Origin of the sequence: Pseudomonas sp. 13B_3.2_Bac1, from assembly GCF_025466205.1 — a bacterium.
GTDB lineage: Bacteria > Pseudomonadota > Gammaproteobacteria > Pseudomonadales > Pseudomonadaceae > Aquipseudomonas > Aquipseudomonas fluorescens_H.
In genome coordinates this window covers 17,267-42,442 of sequence record NZ_JANLOG010000077.1, presented here as the reverse complement: position 1 = coordinate 42,442, position 25,176 = coordinate 17,267, and the positions used below count along the sequence as shown (strand labels likewise).

Here is a 25,176-nt window from a genome sequence, read left to right as displayed (position 1 = left end):
GCTTTCAGGAGCGGGCTCGTACCGCCTGTGAGCCCGCCGTGAATTCACTCCCTCTCGTCAGTATTGCCATTCCCGCCTTCAGTCCACGTTTCTTCGAACGGGCATTGCGCAGTGCCGTCGGTCAGAGCTACGGCAATCTCGAAATCATTGTGTGTGATGACAGTCGCGGCAACGAGATCGAAGACATCGTTGCCAAGGTGGTCGAGGGCACGGGTTTTGCCGTGAGCTACGTGCGCAATCCACGCACGTTGGGCATGGTCGGCAACCTGAAGGTCTGCCTCGATCAGGCGCAGGGTGAGTTCATCAAATTTCTGTGTGACGACGACCTTCTCTATTCCACCTGTGTCGAACAACAAGCCCATGAACTGTTGCGCGACGAAGTCAGTCTGGTAGTGGCCCAGCGACTTCTGTGGGATGCGGGCGAAATCATCCTGCCTTCGCGTCTGGAAAATACTTCGTTGACACCTTTCAGTGGCTTGCTCAAGGGCGATGATCTGCTGGGGATATTCGAAAAATTCCCGGTCAACGTTCTGGGCGGGTTCAGCAGCGCCTTGTTCCGCCGTGCGGATGTTGTGGAGCTCTTGCCGGCGCTGACCCAGGAAGGTTACTGCTTTGTCGCAACCCTGGATTTCGCGCTGTACGTCTGCCTGCTGCGGCGCGGCAATCTGGCGCTGTCCAACAATGTGCTCAGCGTCGAGCGACTTTACGCAGAGCGCTTGAGCGCACAACAACCCATGAAGGATGCGGTAGAGGTTGAGCGCGAATGGATTTCGCAAATGCTCAAGGCCCGCAGCGGCGAGGCGGCACCTGCATCCGGATGGGTTCGCTACGTCCAGTTGACCAAGGCCGATGAGTCGCCGCGAGTCTGGGAGGAGCTGCCTTTGAGCCGTACTCTCGGTACCAAACAGAGCCGTCAGGAGTGGAGTGTCGGCGCTGACAGTTTCAGTTTCACCGAACTCTATGCGCAGTGGCTGGCGTGTCGGGTGCTCACCGACGAGCAGCGAAAATATCTGCCGGAAACGATTTCCAACTGGCCGCATCAGCCCCGGATCGTGCCGGTCATCATTGATGGTCGGGGCAACCGTAACGGTCTCGAACGCACGTTGGAGGCGCTCGGTGCTCAGGATTACCCGCCAGAATTGATTCTGGTGCTATCGGAGTCCTGTGCCGAAGCCGAGCTGGACGGGCGCGTATTTCGCATGCCGTTGCAAGGGGACGGTCTGGAGCAGATCAATGCGTTGCTGCCGCAGCTGGAAGGCGCCGACTGGTTCTACCTGTTGCAGGCCGGTGATTGTCTGGTAGCGCCAGCGCTGTTGATAATGGCAGAGCGGATCGCGCACTCGAACACTTTCACCTGCCTGTACAGCGATGAGGGCAGTTTGCGCGGTGGTGAGTCGGTAGAGCCGGCTTTCAAACCGGATTTCAACATCGATCTCATGCGCAGCTACCCTTACGTCGGGCGTGCTCTGGCGTTCAAGCGCGAGCGTTTTCTTGAGCTGGGCGGGTTTGAGCCGGACTTTGCCGAGCTGGCAGCGCATGACGTGCTGTGGCGCATGGTCGAGAGCGACGGGACGCAGGCTATCGGCCATGTCGCGGAAGTTTTACTGGAGTCCAGGCACGACCTGTCCAAATGGCTTGCCGAACCAGGTGTCGTGGAGCAAAACCCACGGGTGCTCGAAGCGCATTTGCAGCGTTTGGAGGTCGCACACGGTATTCGCCGTGGCAGTCGCGAGTTGCTCAATCGTATCGACTATCAACATGCCCGACGCCCGTTGGTGTCGATCATCATTGTGACGCAGGACCAGACAGCCGCTTTGCAGCGCTGTGTCGAGACGCTACTGGAAAAAACTGCTTACACCGAGTACGAATTGGTGTTGGTCGACAACGGCAGCAAAAGCGCTGAAGCACTGGCATGGCTGGAAGGCATGGCGCAGTTGGGCAGTGACCGGATCCGCGTAATCACCTGCTCGCAAACGAGTAATGTCGCTGCATTGCACAATTTCTCGGTGGCGCAGGCGCGCGGCGAGTATGTGTTGATGCTCAACTCCTTTGTGGTGATTACCCAGGCTGACTGGCTGGACGAACTGGTCAACCATGCACAGCGCCCGGAAGTGGGTGTGGTCGGAGCCAAACTGTTCAACCCGGACGGTTGCGTGTTGCATGCCGGCCTGATTCTTGGCTTGCAAGGGCCGGTCGGTCTTCCGTTTTACGGTCAGCCTGCACAGTCCGACGGCTATATGTTCCGTCTGCAAGCGGTGCAAGACCTGAGCGCTGTGGGTGGCGATTGTCTGATGATTCGCAAATCGCTCTTCGAGGCGCTTGGGGGGCTGGATGAGCATGATCTGAAACAAGCGCTCAATGTCGCGGATCTCTGCCTGCGGATCGGTCAGGAAGGCTATCTGGTGGTGTGGAATCCTTACGCCATTCTGGCCATTGGCGAACGGCCAACCAGTGCGGCGACGGAGCAGGAAGAGCAACTGCATGTTCAGGAACAGGAAGTGTTTTATCGACGTTGGCTGCCGCTCATTGCGCGTGACCCGGCTTATAACGTCAACCTGGCCTTGCAGGGTATCGGAGCAACTTGCTTCAGTCTTGAGCCGGGGCTGCGCACTGGCTGGAGCGCATTCTCCAGAGTGCAGTTGCCCAATGTGCTTGCGGTGCCGATCAATGCCTCGGCGATTGGGCATTACCGCATGAGTCAGCCGTTGATCGAGCTGAAGGCGGCCAACAGGGTAGAGGGGCGCATTTGTTACGGCTTGCCATCGATCATTGATATCGAGCGCCAGACGCCTGACGTGATCGTGCTGCAAGGACGCTACTCGGAACACGCCATCGATGAAATTCCACCACTGAAGAAGTATTTCAATGCGCGGCGAATCTTCGAGCTGGACGACTATGTGATTGACGTTCCACATCGCAACGCGCACATCCGCAACATGCCGAGCAAGCAGGACATGGAGCGTATGGTACGACGTGCTATCGGCCTGTGTGATCGTGTGGTGGTCTCCACTCAGCCGCTCGCCAACGTCCTGTCGGACATGCATCACGATATTCGTGTTGTGCCGAACATGTTGGCCAAAGACATGTGGAGCAACCTTCGCAGCCAGCGCCGTACCTCGAAAAAACCTCGAGTGGGCTGGGGCGGAGGCACCAGTCACCATGGCGATCTGGCGGTCATCGCCGACGTGGTTCGTGAGCTGGCGAATGAAGTCGAATGGGTGTTCTTCGGCATGTGTCCGGATGACCTGCTGCCGTACATGCACGAGTTCCACGGTGTAATCCCCCTCGAGGTGTATCCGGCAAAACTGGCCAGTCTCAACCTGGATCTTGCGTTGGCGCCGCTGGAGTTTCACATCTTTAACGACTGCAAGAGCAACCTGCGTCTGCTGGAATATGGTGCCTGCGGTTACCCTGTGATCTGCACCGACACCGAGGCCTATCGCGGCTACCTGCCGTGCACGCGGATCAAGACCAACACCACCGATGAGTGGCTGCAAGCGATCCGCATGCACCTGGCCGATCCGGATGCCAGCTACCGCATGGGTGATGATTTGCGTGAGGTCGTGTTGCGTGACTACGTGTTGCGTGGCGATAACCTGCGGTATTGGGAGTATGGCTGGCTGGCGGATTGATCGATTCGCGCACGGCCCCACTGAAAAAACAGGCGACTGTCGAGTCGCCTGTTTTTTTTTGCGTGGCGAAAAGTTTTTGTATCAAGCCCGATACTTTTTTTGGCGGCGGGCTCAAGCATCGGGATTTTTCTGTCGATACCTTTCCATGCGCTCAATTGGCACGGTCAGCGAAGACCGCCCGGCCAGTGTCTGAGGTGACCGATTTCCGGATTCGACAACAACGCAAGGAAGAAGCAAATGGCAGTAGTAAATGGAACGAGTGAAGCGGATGTCCTGTCGGGCACCGATGGCAATGACGAACTCCATGGACTGGAGTCCGACGATCAACTGCTGGCCAGTGCGGGATCCGACCTGCTCGACGGTGGTGAAGGTTTTGACACGGCGAACTATTACGCAATGGAGTCGGGAGTCAGCGTCGAGTTTGGCACTGGTGCGGCAACGGTCGCAGGGCCTGACGGCAAGGTCGATACGCTGGTGTCGGTGGAGAAGGTGGCCGGCAGTTACCACAACGACACGTTTACCGTTTCGGTGGGCGGCGTGACGCTGGACGGCAGCGGCGGTGATGATCTGTACATCGTCGACGCCGAAGGCGTGACCCTCATTGAAGAAAACTACGGTGGCTACGACGAGCTGCGCACCAGCCTCAACACGGTCAAGATGGACCCGTTTATCGAGAAGCTGACCTTCACTGGCACGGGTGATTTCAAGGGTTACGGCAATGCCAGTGATAACGAGATCATCGGCGGCGCGGGCAATGACTGGCTGTGGGGTGGCGCCGGTGCCGACCACTTTGTCGGTGGCGATGGTTACGATACGGTCAGCTACAGCGACAGTCTCGAGGGCGTGCGCGTCGAAGACTTTACCAACTACGACGGACTGACCATTGCCTACGGCGATACCTTTACCGGTATCGAGGCGATTCAGGGCTCGGGGTTCGATGATGTGATTTATCGCCATCAAGGCTCGATGGTCATCGATGGTGCCGACGGTCATGACACCGTGAATTATCGTTACGCGTTCGATGTGGCCAACGTTGTGATCGGCGGTGGCACCAATGCTGCGGGCGATACGTTGCTTGGCGTGGAAGAAGTCATCGGCTCCACCGGTGCTGACCGCTTCACCGTGAACGCCAGCGGTGTGACGGTCGCAGGCGGTCACGGTGATGACGTTTATGTGATCAACAGCGCCGGCGTGACGGTCGAGGAAGACGACAGTTTCATGGGCGGAACCGATCACGTGTTCACCAGCCTTTCGGAACTGAAGCTGAGTGCGTTCGTGGAAAACCTGACCTATACCGGCACTGCCGACTTCACCGGCTACGGTAACGACGAAGCCAACACCATCGTTTCCGGTGCCGGCAATGACGTGTTGCTGGGCGGCGCAGGTGGCGACCGTTTTGAAGGCGGCGCCGGTATCGACACCGTCAGCTACGAAGACAGCACTGAGGGGTTGAGTGTCTCTCTCGGCTGGGGCCCGCAGAGCGGGATCGCTCTTTACGACACGTACATTGACATCGAAAACCTGCGTGGCAGCCATTTCAATGATGTGCTGCAAGGTGATTGGGGCGACAACATTCTGGAGGGCGGTGCGGGCGACGATTTCATTCAGGGTGGCGCAGGTGCGGACATTCTTTATGGAGGCCTGGCATCCGGTCTGGATGGCGAGGCGCCGCAGAACGATACGCTGATTGGTGGCGATGGCGATGACACCTATGTGGTGAATGCCCCAGGCCTGGTATCCATTCAGGATATGGCGAGCAGCTACAACGACACCTTGATCATGAACACCATTGCCAACCTCAGTCAGTTGAGCGTCACGCGCGTCGGCGACGATGCCTACCTGCACGGCGCCAATGACGGCAGCAGTGGTGTGCCGGCCAATGGCGTGAAACTGGTGGACTGGTATGTGGGTGGGTATAACAACATCGAACATCTGCAGACCGCTGACGGCCAGTCCTACGACCTGCCTGCCATGATCGATGGATTCGCGATGTTTGGCTGATCCGTCCGATTCATTGAAGTAGCTGGATGAAAGGGATGATTCCGGAAACGGACTCATCCCTTTTTCATGTCTTGAATTCCCGCCGACGCAGCGCTCGCGGAGCTGGCGCGTTTCCTGCAAGTCCCCCTCAAATCGCCATAAAACGAGCGCTCGCGGTCATCGCAGCGACGCCGCAGGCGGCAAAAGGGTTAGCCAGACGGCGCGCATCGCTCAAAAAAGCCATGCGCAGCCCGGTGACGAACGAGAGGGGAGACGATGAAGGCAGTTATTTTGGCGGGTGGCCTCGGCACGCGCATCAGTGAAGAGTCGCACCTCAAGCCCAAGCCGATGATCGAGATCGGCGGCAAGCCAATTCTCTGGCACATCATGAAGCAGTATTCCGCTCACGGAATCCACGACTTCGTGATTTGCCTGGGCTACAAGGGCTATGCGATCAAGGACTTCTTCGCCAACTACTTCCTGCACACCTCCGACGTCACTTTCAACATGCGCGAGAACCGCATGGACGTGCATCAGAATTACAGCGAGCCATGGAGTGTCACCCTGATCGACACCGGCGAGGAAACCATGACCGGTGGTCGTCTGTTGCGTGCCGGTCGTTACCTCAAGGATGAAGAGGCGTTCTGCTTCACCTACGGCGACGGCGTTTCCGACATCAACATTGCTCAACTCGTCGATTACCACAAAGCCCACGGTCGCCTGGCCACCGTCACCGCGGTGCAGCCGCCGGGACGTTACGGTGCCCTCGAGCGCCAGGGCGATCAGGTGCTGGGTTTCACCGAGAAACCGCGCGGCGACGGTGGCTGGATCAACGGTGGCTTTTTCGTGCTGTCACCCAAAGTCCTGTCCTATATCGCTGGCGATGAAACCACCTGGGAAGCCGAGCCGCTGGCGCGTCTGGCTCAGGAAGAACAGTTGAACGCCTTCGAACACGAAGGCTTCTGGCATCCGATGGACACCCTGCGCGACAAGAACCATCTCGAAGCGCTGTGGCAGAGCGGGGAGGCCCCATGGAAGCAATGGGCCTGAGCGCGGATTTCTGGCGCGGCAAACGTGTGCTGGTCACCGGCCACACCGGTTTCAAGGGCAGTTGGCTGACCCTGTGGCTGCAAAGCCTCGGTGCGCAAGTCAGCGGTTTCTCGCTGGATCCGTCGACCGAACCGAGCCTGTATGAACTGGCGCGGGTTCACGAAGGGATCAACGATCAACGCGGAGATCTGCGCGATCTCGGCGCGTTGCTGGAGATCATCGCCGACACCGAGCCGGAGATCGTTCTGCACCTGGCCGCGCAGCCGCTGGTGCGTGAAGGCTATCGCGATCCGCTGGGCACATACTCCAGCAACGTCATGGGCACGCTGAACCTGCTCGAAGCGATCCGTCAGGTCGGTTGCGTGCGCGCCTGCGTGCTGGTGACCACCGACAAGGTTTACGCCAACAAGGAATGGCTGTGGCCGTACCGCGAAGACGAAGCCCTCGGCGGGCACGATCCTTACAGCAGCAGCAAGGCTTGCTGTGAACTGTTGGCGCAGTCTTACGCCGCGTCGTTTTTCCCGGCTGACAAGTACGCCGAGCACGGTCTGGCCCTGGCCACCGCGCGCGCCGGCAACGTGCTGGGCGGCGGCGACTTCGCCCCGGAGCGCCTGATTCCCGACGTGCTCAAAGCCTGGACTGCCGACGAGCCGGTGACCCTGCGTTACCCGCAAGCCGTGCGCCCTTGGCAGCACGCGCTGGAACCGCTGGCCGGTTATCTGCAACTGGCGGCAGGTCTCTACGAACAAGGCCCGGAATACGCCGGGGCGTGGAACTTCGGCCCGGGCGAGGCGGACATGTGCAGCGTCGGCGAAGTGGTCGAACTGCTCGCCAGTCGCTGGCCACAGGCACGCGGTCTGCGCATCGAAAAAAGCGAATTGCACGAGGCTGGTCTGTTGCGCCTCGACAGTAGCCGCGCCCGTCAGGTACTCGGCTGGCAGCCACGTTGGACCTTGCAGCAGTGCCTGACCCAGACCCTCGACTGGCATCTGGCGTGGCAGAACGGCGATGACATGCGCAACGTCACTCTCGGCCAACTGAACCTGTACCGGGGCGCGCTGTGAGCGAGTTTTCCTTGAAACAGTTGCCGCTGGCCGGGTTGTTCAGCGTCCAGCACAAACGCTTCGAAGATCAGCGCGGGCACTTCGCCCGGTTGTTCTGCGAAGGCAGCCTGAACGCGTTCGGCAGCGAATTTCATATCCGCCAGATCAACCATTCCTGCACCCGCGAGAAGGGCAGTGTGCGCGGTCTGCATTACCAGAACGCCAATGCACCGGAAGCCAAACTGATCACCTGCCTGCGCGGTGAAGTGTGGGATGTGGCGGTGGATCTGCGTCCTGATTCCGAGACTTTTCTGCACTGGCACGCCGAGCATCTGCAGGCCGGTGACGGTCGCAGCCTGTTGATTCCGGCCGGCTTCGCTCACGGCTTCCAGACCCTGACCGACGACGCCGAACTGCTTTACCTGCACAGCGCTGATTACGCGCCGGAGCATGAGGGCGGTCTGTCGGTGAACGATCCACGGCTGGCGATTGCCTGGCCGTTGCCTGTCAATAATTTGTCAGCGCGTGATTCCAGCCATCCCGCGCTCGATCAACACTTTGCTGGAGTGCGTCTATGAACTGCCGTGGGTGCGCCGCACCGCTGAGCCTGCCGCTGATCGACCTCGGCACCTCGCCACCGTCCAACGCCTACGTGCACGCCGAGCGCCTGGAACAGGCCGAGCAATGGGTGCCGCTGAAGGTCGCCGTGTGCCAGCAATGCTGGCTGGTGCAGACCGAGGATTACACCCGCGCCGACAGCCTGTTCGACGCCGAGTACGCCTACTTCAGTTCGTTCTCCAGCACCTGGCTGGCCCATGCCGAGCGTTATGTCGCGGAGATGGTCGAGCGCTTTGCGCTGAACGCCGACAGCCGTGTGGTCGAAATTGCCGCCAATGACGGCTATCTGCTGCAGTACGTCGCTGCTCGCGGTATCCCGTGTCTGGGTGTCGAGCCGACCCGCAGCACCGCGTTAGCGGCGCGGGAAAAGGGTCTGCAGATTCGTGAAGTGTTCTTCGGTCGCGACAGCGCAGCACAGCTGAAAAGCGAAGGCTGGGGCGCCGACCTGATGGCCGCCAACAACGTGCTCGCGCATGTGCCGGACATCAATGATTTCCTCGGTGGTTTCGCCACGCTGCTTAAACCGACTGGCGTCGCCACTTTTGAATTCCCGCAACTGCTGACGCTGATGGCCGGTGCGCAGTTCGACACGCTGTACCACGAGCACTATTCCTATCTGTCGCTGACCGCCGTGCAGACACTGTGCGAGCGCAATGGTCTGGAAGTGTTCGATGTCAGTCAGTTGAGCACCCATGGCGGTTCGCTGCGGGTGTTCGTGCAACGCCAGGATGGTGAGCGTCGTGCGGTGCAGCCGGCGGTGCAGCAACAGTTGCAGGCCGAGCTGGATGCCGGGGTGAAAACCCCTGAGTACTACGCGACCCTCGCGCCGGCTGCCGAACGTATCAAGCATGAACTGCTGCGCTTCCTGTTGCAGGCCAAGGCCGACGGCAAGCGTGTGGTCGGTTACGGCGCGGCAGCCAAGGGCAACACCTTGCTCAACTACGCCGGGGTCAAACCCGACCTGCTGGCCTGGGTGGCCGATGCCAACCCGCACAAGCAGGGCAAGTTTCTGCCGGGCAGCCGTATCCCGATTGTCGCGCCGGCGCAGATCGATAGCGAAAAACCGGACTACGTGCTGGTGCTGCCGTGGAACCTGCTGCACGAAGTCAGTCAGCAACTGGCGCAAGTGCGTCAGTGGGACGGGCGCTTCGTGATCGCCGTGCCTGAGATGAAAATTCTGTGAACGTCCTGGTCACCGGGGCCACGGGCTTCGTCGGCCGGCATCTGGTCGCCGCGTTGCTCGCGCGTGGCTGCGACGTTCGCGCGGTGGCGCGCAATTCAGATACGGCTGCGACCATGCCGTGGATCAACCACGTCGAATTCTTCGCGGCGGATATTCATGCGGCGGATCTGGACATTGCGGCGCTCACCGACGGTATCGACGTCCTCGCGCACCTGGCCTGGCCGGGGCTGCCGAACTATCGGGCGCTGTTCCATTTCGAGCACAACCTGATGGCCGACTACCGCTTTATCAAAAGCGCGGTCGAGGCGGGTGTGGCGCAAGTGCTGGTGACTGGCACCTGCTTCGAGTACGGCATGCAAAGCGGCCCGCTCAGTGAGCAGGTCGAGCCGCAGCCGAGCAATCCTTACGGTCTGGCCAAACACACGCTGCATCTGTTTTTGCAAAATCTGCAACAGGAAAAACCGTTCACCTTGCAGTGGGCGCGTCTGTTCTATCTGCATGGCGAAGGGCAGAACCCCAACAGTCTGCTGGCGGCACTGGACCGGGCGATCGATGCCGGGGAGGCGTCGTTCAACATGTCTGGCGGCGAGCAGTTGCGGGACTTTTTGCCGATCGCCAGCGCCGCCGCTTACCTCGCCACGATCGTGCATCAGCGCGATTTCAACGGCGTGATCAATTGCGCCAGTGGCCAACCGGTATCGGTGCGCGCACTGGTTGAACAACGTCTGCGCGAGCGCGGTGCAGCACTGAATCTGAACCTCGGCCATTACCCGTATCCGAGCCATGAACCGATGGCGTTCTGGGCCGTGACCGAGCGTTTGCAACAGCTACTGGGAGAGCCGCAATGAGGCACGAGTTGTATCGGGTTACCGACCTGCCGGTGTTGCAGAACCGCACCTTTGCCGACCCGGAGTCGGCCAAGGCTTCGGCCAGCGCCGATATGCTGCTGGTGCAGGACGAGCGCAGCGGCCTGATCTTCAACGCCGCGTTCAATGCCGACAAGCTCAGCTATGACGCTGACTATCAGAACGAGCAGGCCCATTCGGGCCAGTTCCAGAAGCACCTGAGCGACGTTGAAGGCATCATCGCCAGGCACTTCAAGGGCCAGGAGCTGATCGAAGTCGGCTGCGGCAAGGGCTACTTCCTTGAGTTGCTCAAGGGCCTCGGTTATTCGATCACCGGGATCGACCCGGCCTACGAAGGCGAGAACGCCGACGTGATCAAGGCGCCGTTCACCCGTGGTCTCGGCCTGGCGGCGGACGCCATCGTCCTGCGCCATGTGCTGGAACACATCGAAGACCCGGTGAGCTTTCTGGCGGTGATTGCCGAAGCCAATCAGGGCGGGCAGATCTACATCGAAGTGCCGTGCTTCGACTGGATCCTCGAGCACAAGGCCTGGTTCGACCTGTTCTACGAGCACGTCAATTATTTCCGCCTCGATGACCTGCGCCGGATGTTCGGCACCGTGCACGAGGCCGGCCACCTGTTCGGTGGCCAGTACCTGTACATCGTCGCCGACCTGTCGACGTTGCGCCTGACCCCGGAGCAACCGGTGCCACGCCTGACGCTGCCGGACGGTTTCACGGCGAGCCTTGAGCGCGCGGTGCAGATCATTCAATCCGCACCCGAGCAGGGTTCGGCGATCTGGGGCGCATCGTCCAAAGGCGTGATCTATTCGCTGTTCCTGCAACGCGCGGGTGTCGCGGTGGATCGTGTGGTGGATATCAACCCGGCCAAACAGGGGCGTTATCTGCCGCTGAGCGGCGCGCGGGTGTCCTCGCCGCAAGAGGCCATGGATGCGCTGCCCGAAGGCGCCAACCTGTTTGTGATGAACTCCAATTACCTCGAAGAAATCAAGCGGATGACCGGTGGACGCTACGTCTATCACGCCGTCGATAGCGCTTCGTTCCAGTGACCATTGAGACTTTGAACATGACCGACAACAGCATCAACCAAGCCTTCGAAGCCGAATGCCGCGAGCAGATCGCCCAGCAGGGTGACGACCAGAAACTCACTGGCCTGGCCCGTGATTTCTTCAACGAATCGGCCAAACACAAGTACAGCTACCACTTCTCGTGGATGGGCCGCCCGATCATCCAGTTGCCACAAGACATGATGGCGATGCAGGAGATCATCTGGCAGGTCAAGCCGGATCTGGTCATCGAGTGCGGCATCGCCCACGGCGGTTCGATCATCTACTACGCCTCCCTGCTGGAGCTGCAAGGTCACGGCGAAGTGCTGGGCATCGACCTCGACATTCGCCCGCACAACCGTGAAGCGATCGAAAGCCACCCGATGGCCAAGCGCATCAAGATGATCGAAGGTTCGAGCATCGACCCGGCCATCGCCGCTCAGGTGCAGGCTGCGGCCAAAGGCAAGAAGGTCATCCTGGTGCTCGACTCCAACCATACCCACGACCACGTACTCGAAGAGCTGCGCCTGTACGCGCCGCTGGTCTCGGTCGACAGCTACTGCGTGGTGATGGACACCGTGGTCGAAGACATGCCGGCCGATTTCTTCCCGGATCGTCCATGGGGCCCGGGTGACAACCCGAAAACCGCAGTGTGGAAGTACCTGGAAGAGAATCAGGATTTCGAGATCGACCAGCAATTGCAGAACAAACTGCTGATCACCGTGGCGCCGGACGGCTATCTGCGTCGCGTTCGTTAATTCGCAACATCACCAAAGCGTTATCTCGGCGAGTCGCCGGTTGTGGAGAGAAGTTATGCAAGGCAAGTACAGTTCTGAACTGGCGCTACCGCTCAACGAGCTGTTGACCGTGGTGCTGATTACTCACAATCGGCCGGCGTTCCTGCGCCGGGCGGTGAAGTATTACAGCAGCTTGCCCTGCCGGATCATGGTGCTCGACTCCACACCCGAGCGGCCGGAAGGGGATTTTTCCGCCGTCGATTATCACCATGTGCCGCAGTTCGCTTACTGGGGCATGCAGGCCAAACTGGCTTATGGTGTAGAGCGACTGACCACGCCGTACATGGTGCTGGCGGCTGACGACGATTTTATCCTGCACGATTCGCTGGCCGAGTCCGTCGGTTTCCTGCAGGCGAATCAGGACTACGGCATGTGCCACGGCTACTGCCTGATGTACCTGTCTCTGGCACACGGGGTGAGTTACTACCGCCGCGACAAGAAGGTCCAGGAAGATTATGCGTCGGAGCGGGCTCAGGATCGGGTCATCGATTACATGAGTCAGTACATCCCGCCGTTCTACGCGGTGACCCGTACCGATCTGATGAAGACTTGGCATTCGGCGCTGCCGCCGGGTACCAGTTTCCAATGGCAGGAAATCGGTCACGTGTATTTTCTGCTGGCCAGTGCCAAGGCGCGGATACTGCCGATGCCTTACGTGGTGCGCGAGATCAACTATGGTGCCTCCGAGCACAGCACGGATGTGTATCACTCGCTTACTTACGTCGACAGTAAGTCGGTTGCCGAACGCGAGGCTTTCACCGACTTCCTGATAACGCTGCCGACCGAGATCAATGGCCTGGACACCGAACAGGCCAAGGCCTTCGTCGAACAGAGTTACGAAGCGATGGCCGAGAGTCTGCGGACCGGCCGGGCTCTGGCTGCCGAGTTGATTTTTGAATCCACCTGGAATCAGCACTCGAAAGTACCGGATCGTCGTTTCGGACCACTGCAATATGTCGAGATGCCGTTCTACAACCAGGCGTTCTTCGACCGTCTGGAACAGTTCGAATTCATGCTGCACGCCATGCCGGCCGGGCGCATGCAGCTGGAAGGGCTAGAAGGTATCTGGGCGCGCCAGACGCACCTGTTGCAGGCACGCAATAACGATAATCCAGAGAGTGTGCTGGACCGTTTGTGGCAGGCACATGACCTCAATGCCTTCAATCGAAATGTGCTCAAGCGTCTGGCGGGGCAATTGGACCTGTTGGGCGACGCCGAAGCGGCGCCGGCGATTCATGAATGGATTACCCGTCTCGAGTCGCTGAGCGTCGACGATCATCGCGCAGTCTTTGACAATATGACGTCGGGTCGCCTGCTCAACTGGCTGGCCGCGCGAGCGCCTTCCGAACAACAGTTCGAGTCAATCCGTCAGCACTTGGCAACTAACGGTGGTGGTCCGCAGTTCGGGATTTTCCTGCTTGATCTGGATAACGACATCGACAAACTGCAGGTCTCTCTCGACAGCCTGCTCGAGGGGCACTGCAAGGCGTTCAAGATTGTCGTGCTCACCACCGGCGAACCACCAGCGGCAACCACGGCGCAAAACATTCTGCATTTTGTCCGGGTCACTCCAGGCAATTTTGTTGACAGGCTCAACCAGAGCATTCGGCAGTCTCCCTGCGATTGGATGTTGCTGGCGCAGGCGGGGGATGAGTTCACGTCGAGCGGATTGCTGCGTGCCAGCCTGGAGTTGATGTCCGTCGAGGGCGTTCACGCGGTTGCCACCGATGAAGTCCAGCGCAAGGAAGGCGGGGCGCTGATTGACGTGTTCCGCCCCGGCTTCAATCTGGATCTGCTGCAGAGTATTCCTTCGTTGATGGCGCGCCACTGGTTGATTCGCCGAGAGGTACTGCTTGAGGTTGGTGGTTATCAGTCGGATTTCCACAAGGCGCTGGAATTCGACTTGCTGCTACGCATCATTGAGCAAGAAGGGCTCGGTGGCCTGGCCCACCTTGACGAACCGTTGTTGATTACCCAGGCAGCGGTGCTGGAAGAAAACGCCCACGAGCGTCAGGCCTTGTTGCGTCACCTGGGGCATCGTGGCTACAAGGCGCGGATCAGCTCGACAGTGCCGGGGACTTACCAGATTGATTACCGCCATTGCGAACAGCCGAAGGTTTCGATCATCCTGCCTGCGGGCGACGATCTTGCGGAACTGCAACGCTGCCTGAACGGCGTGTTGTTGCGAACGCGCTACACCCGTTATGAGGTGCTGATTGCGGCCAATCCGCATTTGTCGGCTGCGATCAATGACTGGCTGGGTTCTCTGCAGAATGCCAGGGTGCGCGTGCTGTACGCCGATCGGTCACTGACTGAGGTGGCACTGTGCAATGCGGCGAGTCAGGAGGCACAGGGCGAGTATCTGGTACTGCTGGCAGCGGACAGCGAAGTGGTCAATCCGAACTGGCTCGAGTCTTTGCTCAACCACGCTCAGCGTCCGGAAGTCGGCATCGTGGGGGCCAAAATGATTGATCGCGACGGCAAGATTTCTCAGGCCGGTTTGATTCTTGGTCTGAACGGTGGCGTCGGATCGGCCTTCATCGGCGAAACACACACCACCGAGGGCTATATGCAACGCCTCGTCGTCGAGCAGAACTACTCGGCCGTGTCGAAGGTGTGCCTGATGGTGCGCAAAGAGTTGTTCGACGCGCTCGGCGGTCTGGACGAAGTGACCTTTGCCGACGGTTTCAGCGACGTCGATTTGTGCCTCAAGGCCGGTCAGGCCGGTTACCTCACGGTGTGGACGCCGCTGGTGCAGGTGCTGCACACCGGCGAGCTGCCGCAGGCTCCCGAAGCATTGGCGGCATTGCGGGAGAAATGGAGCGCGGCCTTCGCCCGAGATCCGGCCTACAACGCCAACCTGGCCCTGACCGGCAAAGGCTTCACCCTGGGCGACAGTGCCCCGATCAATTGGGCGCAGTTGCTCGCCTGAGCCGGCCGACAGGAATCCGAACATGTTCAACGGTAAATCGATCTTCATCTCCGGCGGCACCGGCTCGTTCGGGCGCAAGTTCATCGCCCGTCTGCTTGAGCAATACCAGCCCAAGCGCGTGGTAGTGTTCTCCCGCGATGAACTCAAGCAGTACGAAATGCAGCAGACGTTCAACGCGCCGTGCATGCGTTATTTTCTCGGTGACGTGCGCGACGCCGACCGTCTGCGTCAGGCCATGCGCGGCATCGATTATGTGGTGCACGCGGCGGCGCTCAAGCAGGTGCCGGCGGCGGAGTACAACCCGACCGAATGCATTCGCACCAACGTCAATGGCGCGGAGAACATCATTGCCGCTGCCATCGACAACGGCGTGAAGAAAGTCGTGGCACTGTCCACCGACAAGGCTGCCAGCCCGATCAACCTGTATGGCGCAACCAAGCTGCTCTCGGACAAACTGTTCGTCGCCGCCAACAACATTGCCGGCGAACAACAAACGCGTTTTGCCGTGGTGCGCTACGGCAACGTGGCCGGATCCCGTGGCTCGGTCGTACCGTTCTTCAGCAAGTTGATTGCCGACGGTGCGCAGGAGTTGCCGATCACCGACGAGCGCATGAGCCGATTCTGGATCACCCTCGACCACGGCGTGCAATTTGTCCTCGACAGCTTTGCGCGGATGCATGGCGGTGAAGTGTTCGTGCCGAAGATCCCGTCGATTCGCATCGTCGATCTGGCGCGGGGCATGGCCGAGCATCTGCCGCACAAGAACGTCGGTATTCGTCCCGGTGAAAAACTGCATGAACTGATGGTGCCGCTGGACGATGCGCGGATGACTCTGGAATTCGCAGACCATTACACCATCCAGCCTTCCATCCGCTTTACCAGCGTCGATGTCGATTTCTCCATCGACAAGCTCGGCGAACATGGCCGGCCGGTGAGTGAAGATTTCGAATACCGCTCCGATACCAATCCGCACTACCTCTCGGTCGGGCAGATCGCCGAGCTGCACGCGAAGCTCTCGGCATGATTCCCTACGGTCGGCAGAGCGTTGATCAGGCGGACATCGATGCTGTGGTCGAGGTTCTGCAATCGGACTGGCTGACCCAAGGCCCGACCATCGAGCGTTTCGAGCAGGCGATGGCCGAACGGTGCCAGGCGGATTTCGCGGTAGCGGTGTGCAACGCCACGGCGGCGCTGCACATTGCCTGCCTCGCGGCGGGCCTTGGCCCGGGCGATCGCTTGTGGACCACGCCGAACACTTTTCTGGCTTCGGCCAACTGCGGGCGCTATTGCGGCGCCGATGTGGATTTCGTCGATATCGATCCGCTGACCTGGAACCTCGATGCCTTCGCCCTCGCGGCGAAACTCGATCAGGCCGAGCAGGATGGCACGTTGCCGAAAGTGTTGGTGGCGGTGGCGTTCTCCGGGCAGAGCTGCGACCTGCGCAAGATTGCCGAACTGGCCGAGCGCTACAACTTCACCGTGATCGAAGACGCCTCGCACGCCGTGGGCGCCAGCTACGCCGGGCGCCCGGTGGGTTGCGGGGAATTTGCGGCAATGACCGTGTTCAGTTTCCACCCGGTGAAGATCATCACCAGCGCCGAAGGCGGCATGGTCCTGACCAATCGCCCGCAACTGGCGGAGCGTCTGCAACGCCTGCGCAGCCATGGCATGACCCGCGATCCGCAGCAGATGAACGAACCCAGCCATGGCCCGTGGTATTACCAGCAGATCGAGCTGGGCTTCAATTACCGGATCACTGATTTGCAGGCGGCGTTGGGTCTGTCGCAACTGGCCAAACTGGACGGCTTCATTGCCCGTCGCCGTGAACTGGCGGCGCGTTACGACCGTTTGTTGGCCTACCTGCCACTGACCTTGCCCAGCGCGCAGCCGGAGGCCGAATCGGCGTGGCATCTGTACGTGGTGCGCTTGCAGACCGAGCGCATTGGCCTGACCCACCGTCAGGTGTTCGAAGGCTTGCGTGCCGCCGGTATCGGCGTGAACCTGCACTATATTCCGGTGCATTTGCAGCCGTACTATCGCGACCTGGGTTTTGCCGAAGGTGACTTCCCCGAGGCCGAGCGTTATTACGCCGAGGCGATCAGCCTGCCGCTGTATCCGTTGCTCAGCGATGAGCAACAGGATCATGTGGTCGAGCAACTGCGTCGGTTGACCGAATAGAGACCGCTGCGGCGGTGAATGAGACTGTGCAATGCGTGATCTGAGTGAGCAGGAAAAATTCTGGCAGGGCGACTTTGGCAACCAGTATGTCGATCGCAACGTCGGACAACCGCTGGTGGCGGCCAATCTGGCGCTGTTCGCCAAGGCCCTGAGCCGCGCCGGGCGCATTGACAGTGTGGTTGAGCTGGGCACCAATGCCGGCAACAACCTGCAGGCGCTGCATCAGTTGCTGCCGCAAAGTGAGTTGTTCGGGGTCGAGATCAATGAAAGCGCCTGTGCTCAGGCGCGGGCACTGGGCATCGCGCAGATCTGGCACGGCTCGCTGTTCGATTTTCCCCGCGAGCGCAGCTACGACCTGACCCTGAGCAAAGGCGTGCTGATCCATCTGGCGCCGGAGCTGCTGCCGACTGCCTATGCGCAGCTCTATGAGCTGAGCCAGCGCTACATCCTGATCGCCGAGTACTACAACCCGGCGCCTGTGGAAGTGTCCTATCGCGGCAACAGCGGCAAGCTGTTCAAGCGCGATTTCGCTGGGGAAATGCTTGATCGTTATGCCGATCTGCACTTGCTCGATTACGGCTTTGGTTATCACCGTGACCCGCAATTCCCGGTGGACGACATCACCTGGTTTCTGCTGGAAAAACGTCCTTGAACAGCGTCGCAATCATCCCGGCCCGTGGCGACAGCAAGCGCATCCCGCGCAAGAATCTGCTGCCGTTCGACGGCGTGCCGATGATTGTCCGCTCGATCCGTACGGCGCTCGACAGTGGCCTGTTCGAACAGGTCGTGGTCAGCACCGATGACGCCGACATTGCCGAGCTGGCGCTGGCCCATGGTGCGCAAGTGCCGTTCCTGCGCCCGGCTGAACTGGCGGATGATTTCACCGGCACTGCTGCGGTGATCGTGCATGCCTTGCAACAACTGCCCGCGTTCGATTACGCCTGCTGCGTGTACGCCACGGCGCCGTTGTTACAGGCGCGTTTTCTGCGTCAGGGGTTGGAGTTGCTGCAGCAGCATCCGCAGAAGTCGTTTGCGTTCTCCGTGTGCAGCTTTGGTTTCCCCGTACAGCGGGCGCTGACGCTGGACGGGCAGGGCGCATTGACCGCGTTGTACCCGGAATTTCGCAATACTCGCTCGCAGGATCTGCCTGAAGCTTTTCAGGACGCCGGCCAGTTTTACTGGGGCCGTAGCGATGCGTGGTTGCGCGGCGAGGTGTTGTATTCAAGCGCCAGCCTGCCGGTGATTCTGCCGCGGCATCTGGTGCAGGACATCGACACGCTGGAAGACTGGAAGCGCGCCGAATACCTCTACGCCGCACTCAAGGCCGGTGGAGAACTGCAATGAGAGTGCTGATCCGCGCCGACGCTTCGCCGACCATCGGCAGTGGCCACATTGCCCGCTGCCTGACCCTCGCCAGGGTGTTGCGCGGGCAGGGCAGTCATGTCGCGTTTGCCTGTCGGCAATTGCCGGGGCATCGACTGGATGCACTGCAGGCCGAGGGGTTCGAGACGTTCGCGCTGCCCGACAGCTATCCCGGTGAAGATCCGCAGCAGGCCATCGAGTCGATGCTGCCGTGGCAGGCTGATATCGATGCTCTGGACGCCTTGCTGGCAGGTCACGCCGTATTCGACTGGATCATCGCCGACCACTACGGCCTCGATCATCACTGGCAAACCGCGGCCCGTCAGTGGTCGCCACGAATTGCTGCAGTGGATGACCTCGCCACGCGGCATTACAGCGTTGATCTGTTGCTCAATCAAAACCTGTCCGGCCTGAGCGCCGACTACGCGCCACTGCTGCCCACCGGCTGTCGCACCTTGCTCGGCCCGCGCTACGCCATGCTGCGCGAAGAATTCGTCTGCCCGGCCATCGAGATCAAACCCAAGGCCCGCCGTGTGCTGGTGAATTTCGGTGGTTTCGACGCGGCGATGCAGACCCATCACGCGATGTTGGCCCTGAAGGATTTCACCGAACTGGAAGTGGATTTCGTCGCTGGCGCAGACAATCCGGCATGGACACAAATGCAGGCACTCGCCGCAACACGGTCGCACTGGCGCCTGCACAGTTTCGTCAGCGATTTCCAACAACGCATGACCGAAGCCGATCTGTTTATCGGCGCTGGCGGCGGCACCAGTTGGGAACGCGCGGCGCTGGGTCTGCCGACGATCTGCATCGCGGTATCGAATAATCAGCAGGCCAACGGCGAAGTGATGGCGGCGGCGGGGGCGCATGTGTTCATGGGCGCCCGCGAGCAGGTGAGTGTCGAGCAGTTGCGCGACGCCATCGGTTTTGTCGTCGACAATGTCTATCTGCGCCAGAGCCTGGCCGAGCGTTCGCGGCAACTGGTCGATGGGCGCGGTGCGTTGCGGGTGGCGGCAGCGCTGGCCGGTGCAGTGCTCACGCTGCGCCCGGCGACCCTCGATGATGCGCAGTTGCTGTTCGACGGGCGCAATGCCGAGGCTGTGCGGCGCTGGTCACTGGACACGGCTGCAATTGAATGGCCGCAGCACCTGAACTGGCTCAATGCGAGTCTGCGCAACCCGCAGCGTCTGCTGTTGATTGCCGAGGCCGATGACGGGCCGATTGGCGTCTTGCGCTATGACCTGCGCGGCTTTGAGGCCGAAGTGTCGCTGTATCTGCTGGACGGGCGTTTCGGTCTGGGCTGGGGCAGGGCGCTGCTGGCGCGAGGTGAGGCGTTCGTTCGCGCGCACTGGCCGCAGTTGAGCGCGATTACCGCGCAGGTGCTGCCGGACAATCGTTCCTCTTTGAATGTATTTCGTGACGCCGGATTCACCCAGAGTGCCTGCGCGTTCACCCAGGTTTTGAAGGATCACCGCGATGAGTAGTTTCAAGATTGGCGAGCGTCTGATCGGTGCCGATGCGCCGCCGTTCATCATTGCCGAGATGAGCGGTAACCATAACCAGTCGCTGGAGGTGGCCCTGCAGATCGTCGAGGCCGCCGCCAAGGCCGGCGCGCATGCCTTGAAGTTGCAGACGTACACCGCGCAGACCATGACTCTGGATCTGACCGAGGGCGAGTTTTTCATCAAGGATCCGAACAGCCTGTGGGCCGGCACTTCGCTGTACGACCTGTACGAGAAGGCCCATACCCCGTGGGAGTGGCACGCACCGATTTTCGCCCGGGCCAAAGAGCTGGGCATGCTCGCGTTCTCGACGCCGTTCGATGACACGGCGGTGGACTTTCTCGAAAGCCTCGACGTGCCGGCGTACAAGATCGCCAGTTTCGAAAACACCGATCTGCCGTTGATTCGTCGCGTGGCGGCGACCGGCAAACCGCTGATCATCTCCACCGGCATGGCCAGCATCGCCGAACTCGACGAAACCGTGCGTGCCGCCCGCGAGGCCGGGTGCAAGGATCTGGTACTGCTCAAATGCACCAGCACTTACCCGGCAACGCCGCTCAACAGCAATCTGCGCACGATTCCGCACCTGCGTGAGCTGTTCGGTTGCGAGGTGGGTCTTTCCGATCACTCCATGGGCGTTGGCGTGTCCGTGGCCGCTGTGGCGCTCGGGGCGACGGTGGTGGAAAAGCACTTTACCCTCGACCGTTCGGCAGGTGGGGTCGACGCGAGTTTCTCGCTGGAACCTGCGGAGCTGGCCAGTCTGGTGGTCGAAACCGAACGCGCCTGGCAGGCCATGGGCCAGGTGCATTACGGCGTCACCGAAGCCGAGCGCAAGTCGCTGGTTTATCGCCGTTCGCTGTACGTCACCGTCGACATGGCCGCCGGTGAGCGCTTCACCGCCGCCAATCTGCGCGCCATTCGCCCTGGTCTCGGTCTGCCGCCCAAGCACACCGAAGCCGTCCTCGGTCGCTGCGCTCGCCTGGCGATCAAACGCGGCACGCCGCTGGACTGGTCGTTGGTCGAATAACCCGATCTGCAACCGATTCGGCAAAATAGCGTGACCTGCGAGTCATAACGCGCATCTTCACTGTATTGTATTGACCGGGGAGATGGGCGCCTGGCCGTGTATCGGTTCCAGTGATAGCCCTTTGCGCTCCCCGTGGCTGCCCTTTGTGGCGGCCGTTTTCTGTTTGTCGGCGCCCCTCGAATCCTTGCGAGCGGTGGTTTTGGGCTGTTTTTTATTGGGAAGCCGTAATGATTGGCATAAAAAGCATTGCGAGCTACGTTCCTGTAGCCGGCGTGGACAATTACGCACAAGGTGCAAAATTCGAGAAGGATGAAGAATTCATCCTCGGCAAAATCGGTTCGGCCTTCCTGCCGCGCAAAGACGCTGAACAGGAAACCTCCGATCTGTGCGTGGAAGCGGCCAATGCGCTGTTTGCCAGCAACCCTGAACTGAAACGTGAATCGATCGACGCGCTGATCGTCGTCACTCAGAACGGTGACGAAGAAGGCCTGCCGCACACCGCTGCCATCGTCCAGGACAAACTCGGTCTGCCGACCAATGTTGCGGCGTTCGATATTTCCCTGGGCTGCTCCGGCTACGTCTACGGCATCTACGCGATCAAGGGCTTCATGGAAGCCGCCGGTCTGAAGAACGGCCTGCTGATCACCGCTGACCCGTATTCGAAAATCGTCGACCCGGAAGACCGCAACACCACCATGCTCTTCGGCGATGCCGCCACTGCTACCTGGATGGGCGAAGACCCTTCCTGGGCGCTGGGCAAGGCCAAGTTCGGCACCGACGGTTCCGGCGCACCGCACCTGAAAGTCACCGATGGCGTGTTCTTCATGAACGGGCGTCAGGTGTTCAACTTCGCGCTGCTCAAAGTCCCGGCGCACTTGCACGAATTGCTCGACGACTCCGGTCTCAAGGCTGACGACATCGACGCCTTCTGCATTCACCAGGGCAGTGCGGCGATTGTCGATGCGGTGGCGCGACGTTTTGAAGGTGAGCCGGAGAAGTTCATCAAAGACATGGTCGAGACCGGTAACACCGTGTCGTCGAGCGTGCCGCTGCTGCTGGAAAAACACGTGCTCGATTCCGACTGGAAGCGCATTGCGATCAGTGGTTTCGGTGTGGGTCTGTCGTGGGGCTCGGCGATCATCTATCGTCCTTGAGTCCGGTCAAAAACGGCGGATACAAAAATAGCGTTCAGGGTTACCCTTGAACGCTATTTTTTTGCCTGAAGGGAGCGCGAGCCGGCATGAGCGAGTTTTTCCAAGCCAACGCCGAGGTTATCCAGCAGCGCTGGCCGGCACTGTTCGCACGATTGGTGGCTGAAGACAGTGCGGTCATCGACGCCGAACTGGTGCAGGGCCTGGGTTCGACACTGAGCGTTAACGGGATTCAACTCACCAGTCGTCACGACCGGATCCACGAGGCGCGCGTTCAGGCGGCCAGTCTGCCGGAAAAACCTCAGTTGCACGTTTACGGCACCGGTCTTGGAGACTTGCCGGTCGTGTTGCTGGAGCGTGCCGGGCTTGAGCGGTTGTACGTGCATGTGCTTAACGGCGCCCTGTTCGCGCTGGTGCTGCAACTGCTAGATCAGCGCCAATGGCTGGAAGACCCGCGCGTGCAGCTGTTCTATGCCGGTGATCTGTCAGACATCTGCACACCTTTTTTCGCCCTGCCGGCGGAGATGCTGCTGGCTGATGACTTCAACGCGAAGATCCGCGATCGGCTGGTCAGCGAAGTGCACCTGAGCTTCAACAATCGCGAGTTCGATCCAAACTTGCCGTTCATTCAACAGCGTTTGCGGGACTGCCTGCCGGTGTTGCTGGGCGATGACGATGTGGCGCAGTTGTTCGGCAGCGCCAATGGCCGGGAAATCTATGTGATCGGCACCGGGCCGACCCTGGAAGGGCATTTCCAGCGTCTGGCGGCGGTGCACGCGCAGGCCGAACGTCCATTGTTGATGTGCGTCGATACCGCTTACCGGCCGCTGCGCGAGCACGGCATCGTCCCGGATCTGGTGGTCACCATCGATCAGCGCATCAGCTTCCGGCATTTGCCATTCGAGGATTCCGCTGGCATCCCGCTGGTGTATCTGCCCATGAGCGATCCTGCGCTGCTGACCGCCTGGAAGGGCAAGCGCTATGGCGGTTACTCGGCCAGCCCGGTGTACGCCGCGTTGCGTGAGCAATACCCGCGTGGACAACTGCATGTCGGTGGCAGCGTGATTCATCCGGCGGTGGACCTGGCGGTGAAGATGGGTGCATCGCGAATTACCCTGTTTGGCGCCGACTTCGCCTTCCCGATGAACAAGACTCATGCCGGCTGGAACGATGGCGATCTGGGTCCCGGTGTTGATCAGGCGCGGCACTGGGTGCAGGACGGCCATGGCCAGCGGGTCAGCACCCAGCTGAATTTTCGCGGCTATCTTTGCGTGCTGGAGCGTTATATCGCCGCGCATCCGCAGGTACAGTTTTTCAACAGCAGTCGGGCGGGCGCATTGATCGCCGGGACGCAGTTCAATCAGGAGTTTGTGCAATGACGACGCTTGAGCAGTGCGTCGACGAATGCCGTCAGTGCGCCGGGCTGTTTCGCCTGGGACGTGATGTCGAGGCGGCGCTGGATATGGTCGATGTGTTCGAGGGCGCGCAGCAGTTGCTGATCGCTGCGTCTGCACCGATTCAGCAGGACTGGTCCTTTGTACTCACGCACATGCTCGCTTGTCAGGAACGTCAGGACTGGTTGGGGCTGGCGGACTGGATGGAGTATGAGTTGATCGAACTGTTGCAAAAAGCACGATCGGCACACTGACCGAGCGCACTGGCCCGCGGCTTTACGCGCGGGTCGGTTTTATGGCGTCATTTTTTCGCAGGTGGGAGGGCGCTAAGCCCTTGTTTTCTCGGGGGTGGCAGGGTGATGGCAAATTTTTTTCAAAAAGCCCTCAAGCAACCTGCCAACCCGACGATAACTATTACGAAGGTTCTCTAGGCCACACCAGGCGGTTGCCAGGGCCGGAAGCCGCAGTACCCAACCAACGAGGAATTCGTCATGGCTTTAACAGTAAACACCAACACCACGTCGCTGAACGTTCAGAAAAACCTGAACAACGCTTCCAACGCCCTGTCGACTTCGATGCAGCGCCTGTCTTCCGGCCTGAAAATCAACAGCGCTAAAGACGACGCCGCTGGCCTGCAGATCTCCAACCGTATGGCTTCGCAAATCCGTGGTGGCAACCAGGCTATCCAGAACGCCAACGACGGTATCTCCGTTGCTCAGGCAGCTGAAGGCGGCCTGCAAGCGACCACCGACATCCTGCAACGTATGCGTGAACTGGCTGTTAAAGCACGTAACGGCACCAACGGCACTGCTGACCAGACCGCAACCAACGCTGAATTCGCTCAGATGTCCGACGAGATCACCCGTATCTCGGCTTCGACCAACCTGAACGGCAAAAACCTGCTGGACGGTTCGGCTGGTACTGTAACCCTGCAAGTTGGCGCAAACACTGGTTCGGCTAACCACATCGACCTGGTACTGAGCTCCAAGTTCGACGCCGTCAGCCTGTCCGTAGGTAGCGGTACTGTAGTTCTGACCGGTGCTACCGGTACTGGTGCTGGTTCTGCTTCGCAGAACATCGACAACGCGATCACTGCAATCGACGCCGCTATCGCTGCCATCGGTGCACAGCGCGCCAGCCTGGGTGCTTCGCAAAACCGTCTGACCAGCACCATCTCCAACCTGCAGAACATCGTGGAAAACACCACTGCTGCACAGGGTCGTGTACAAGATACCGACTTCGCCGCAGAAACTGCTAACCTGACCAAGCAGCAAACTCTGCAGCAGGCTTCGACCTCTGTTCTGGCTCAAGCCAACCAACTGCCATCCGCTGTACTGAAGCTGCTTCAGTAATTTCGGATTGAGTTCGGGCGGGGGAGTGCGCTGGTCGCGCTCTCTCGCCTTTTTACGTTAGAG

Annotated in this window: 21 protein-coding genes; all 21 read left to right on the top strand. The window is 60.2% G+C overall.

Annotated elements, in window-relative coordinates:
• Nucleotides 1-38: 38 nt before the first annotated feature.
• The 21 genes from NTD85_RS12570 to NTD85_RS12470 all read left to right on the top strand — a co-directional run bounded on the left by NTD85_RS12570 (nt 39) and on the right by NTD85_RS12470 (nt 25,113).
• Entirely contained in the window at nt 39-3,632 is a 3,594-nt protein-coding gene (locus tag NTD85_RS12570) for a glycosyltransferase (protein WP_262142302.1), read from the top strand.
• Nucleotides 3,629-3,895: a hypothetical protein gene (locus NTD85_RS12565; protein WP_262142301.1), complete on the top strand. Its 267-nt coding sequence runs from the start codon at nt 3,629-3,631 to the stop codon at nt 3,893-3,895. The genes NTD85_RS12570 and NTD85_RS12565 overlap by 4 nt, the downstream gene beginning before the upstream one ends.
• Complete coding sequence (locus tag NTD85_RS12560; protein WP_262142300.1) at nt 3,870-5,633, top strand: calcium-binding protein; 1,764 nt, start codon at nt 3,870-3,872, stop codon at nt 5,631-5,633. Before NTD85_RS12565 ends, NTD85_RS12560 begins: the two co-directional genes overlap by 26 nt.
• A 255-nt stretch (nt 5,634-5,888) precedes the next feature.
• Nucleotides 5,889-6,662: a glucose-1-phosphate cytidylyltransferase gene (gene rfbF, locus NTD85_RS12555; protein WP_103483904.1), complete on the top strand. Its 774-nt coding sequence runs from the start codon at nt 5,889-5,891 to the stop codon at nt 6,660-6,662.
• Entirely contained in the window at nt 6,644-7,726 is a 1,083-nt protein-coding gene (gene rfbG, locus NTD85_RS12550) for a CDP-glucose 4,6-dehydratase (RefSeq protein WP_003222822.1), read from the top strand. Before rfbF ends, rfbG begins: the two co-directional genes overlap by 19 nt.
• Nucleotides 7,723-8,283: a dTDP-4-dehydrorhamnose 3,5-epimerase gene (rfbC, locus tag NTD85_RS12545; RefSeq protein ID WP_262142299.1), complete on the top strand. Its 561-nt coding sequence runs from the start codon at nt 7,723-7,725 to the stop codon at nt 8,281-8,283. The genes rfbG and rfbC overlap by 4 nt, the downstream gene beginning before the upstream one ends.
• Nucleotides 8,280-9,506 (top strand): class I SAM-dependent methyltransferase, encoded by a 1,227-nt coding sequence (locus tag NTD85_RS12540; RefSeq protein ID WP_262142298.1) that lies wholly within the window; start codon nt 8,280-8,282, stop codon nt 9,504-9,506. Before rfbC ends, NTD85_RS12540 begins: the two co-directional genes overlap by 4 nt.
• Nucleotides 9,503-10,354 carry an NAD-dependent epimerase/dehydratase family protein gene (locus NTD85_RS12535; RefSeq protein WP_262142297.1) on the top strand — a complete coding sequence of 284 codons (852 nt, stop codon included), beginning with the start codon at nt 9,503-9,505 and terminating at the stop codon, nt 10,352-10,354. The genes NTD85_RS12540 and NTD85_RS12535 overlap by 4 nt, the downstream gene beginning before the upstream one ends.
• Nucleotides 10,351-11,421, top strand: coding sequence for a class I SAM-dependent methyltransferase (locus NTD85_RS12530; RefSeq protein WP_201138405.1), 1,071 nt, complete (start codon nt 10,351-10,353; stop codon nt 11,419-11,421). Before NTD85_RS12535 ends, NTD85_RS12530 begins: the two co-directional genes overlap by 4 nt.
• A 17-nt stretch (nt 11,422-11,438) precedes the next feature.
• Nucleotides 11,439-12,176, top strand: coding sequence for a cephalosporin hydroxylase family protein (locus NTD85_RS12525; RefSeq protein ID WP_027614220.1), 738 nt, complete (start codon nt 11,439-11,441; stop codon nt 12,174-12,176).
• Between the two features lie 55 nt (nt 12,177-12,231).
• Nucleotides 12,232-15,147, top strand: a complete 2,916-nt coding sequence (locus NTD85_RS12520; protein ID WP_262142296.1) for a TIGR00180 family glycosyltransferase — start codon at nt 12,232-12,234, stop codon at nt 15,145-15,147.
• A gap of 22 nt (nt 15,148-15,169) precedes the next feature.
• On the top strand, nt 15,170-16,171 hold the full coding sequence (pseB, locus tag NTD85_RS12515) for a UDP-N-acetylglucosamine 4,6-dehydratase (inverting) (protein ID WP_262142295.1): 1,002 nt from the start codon (nt 15,170-15,172) through the stop codon (nt 16,169-16,171).
• Entirely contained in the window at nt 16,168-17,325 is a 1,158-nt protein-coding gene (pseC, locus tag NTD85_RS12510; protein ID WP_262142294.1) for a UDP-4-amino-4,6-dideoxy-N-acetyl-beta-L-altrosamine transaminase, read from the top strand. Before pseB ends, pseC begins: the two co-directional genes overlap by 4 nt.
• 31 nt (nt 17,326-17,356) lie before the next feature.
• Entirely contained in the window at nt 17,357-17,977 is a 621-nt protein-coding gene (locus NTD85_RS12505) for a pseudaminic acid biosynthesis-associated methylase (RefSeq protein ID WP_003222837.1), read from the top strand.
• Nucleotides 17,974-18,669 (top strand): pseudaminic acid cytidylyltransferase, encoded by a 696-nt coding sequence (gene pseF, locus NTD85_RS12500; protein ID WP_262142293.1) that lies wholly within the window; start codon nt 17,974-17,976, stop codon nt 18,667-18,669. Before NTD85_RS12505 ends, pseF begins: the two co-directional genes overlap by 4 nt.
• Complete coding sequence (gene pseG, locus NTD85_RS12495; protein ID WP_262142292.1) at nt 18,666-20,171, top strand: UDP-2,4-diacetamido-2,4,6-trideoxy-beta-L-altropyranose hydrolase; 1,506 nt, start codon at nt 18,666-18,668, stop codon at nt 20,169-20,171. The genes pseF and pseG overlap by 4 nt, the downstream gene beginning before the upstream one ends.
• Entirely contained in the window at nt 20,164-21,216 is a 1,053-nt protein-coding gene (gene pseI / locus NTD85_RS12490) for a pseudaminic acid synthase (RefSeq protein WP_262142291.1), read from the top strand. Before pseG ends, pseI begins: the two co-directional genes overlap by 8 nt.
• Nucleotides 21,217-21,443: 227 nt before the next feature.
• Nucleotides 21,444-22,370, top strand: a complete 927-nt coding sequence (locus NTD85_RS12485) for a ketoacyl-ACP synthase III (RefSeq protein WP_103521344.1) — start codon at nt 21,444-21,446, stop codon at nt 22,368-22,370.
• A gap of 86 nt (nt 22,371-22,456) precedes the next feature.
• Nucleotides 22,457-23,746 carry a motility associated factor glycosyltransferase family protein gene (locus tag NTD85_RS12480; RefSeq protein WP_262142290.1) on the top strand — a complete coding sequence of 430 codons (1,290 nt, stop codon included), beginning with the start codon at nt 22,457-22,459 and terminating at the stop codon, nt 23,744-23,746.
• Nucleotides 23,743-24,015: a hypothetical protein gene (locus NTD85_RS12475; RefSeq protein WP_262142289.1), complete on the top strand. Its 273-nt coding sequence runs from the start codon at nt 23,743-23,745 to the stop codon at nt 24,013-24,015. The genes NTD85_RS12480 and NTD85_RS12475 overlap by 4 nt, the downstream gene beginning before the upstream one ends.
• Before the next feature lie 237 nt (nt 24,016-24,252).
• A complete protein-coding gene (locus tag NTD85_RS12470; protein ID WP_103483919.1) occupies nt 24,253-25,113 on the top strand; it encodes a flagellin domain-containing protein in 861 nt (286 codons plus the stop codon).
• The last annotated feature ends 63 nt before the right edge of the window (nt 25,114-25,176 follow it).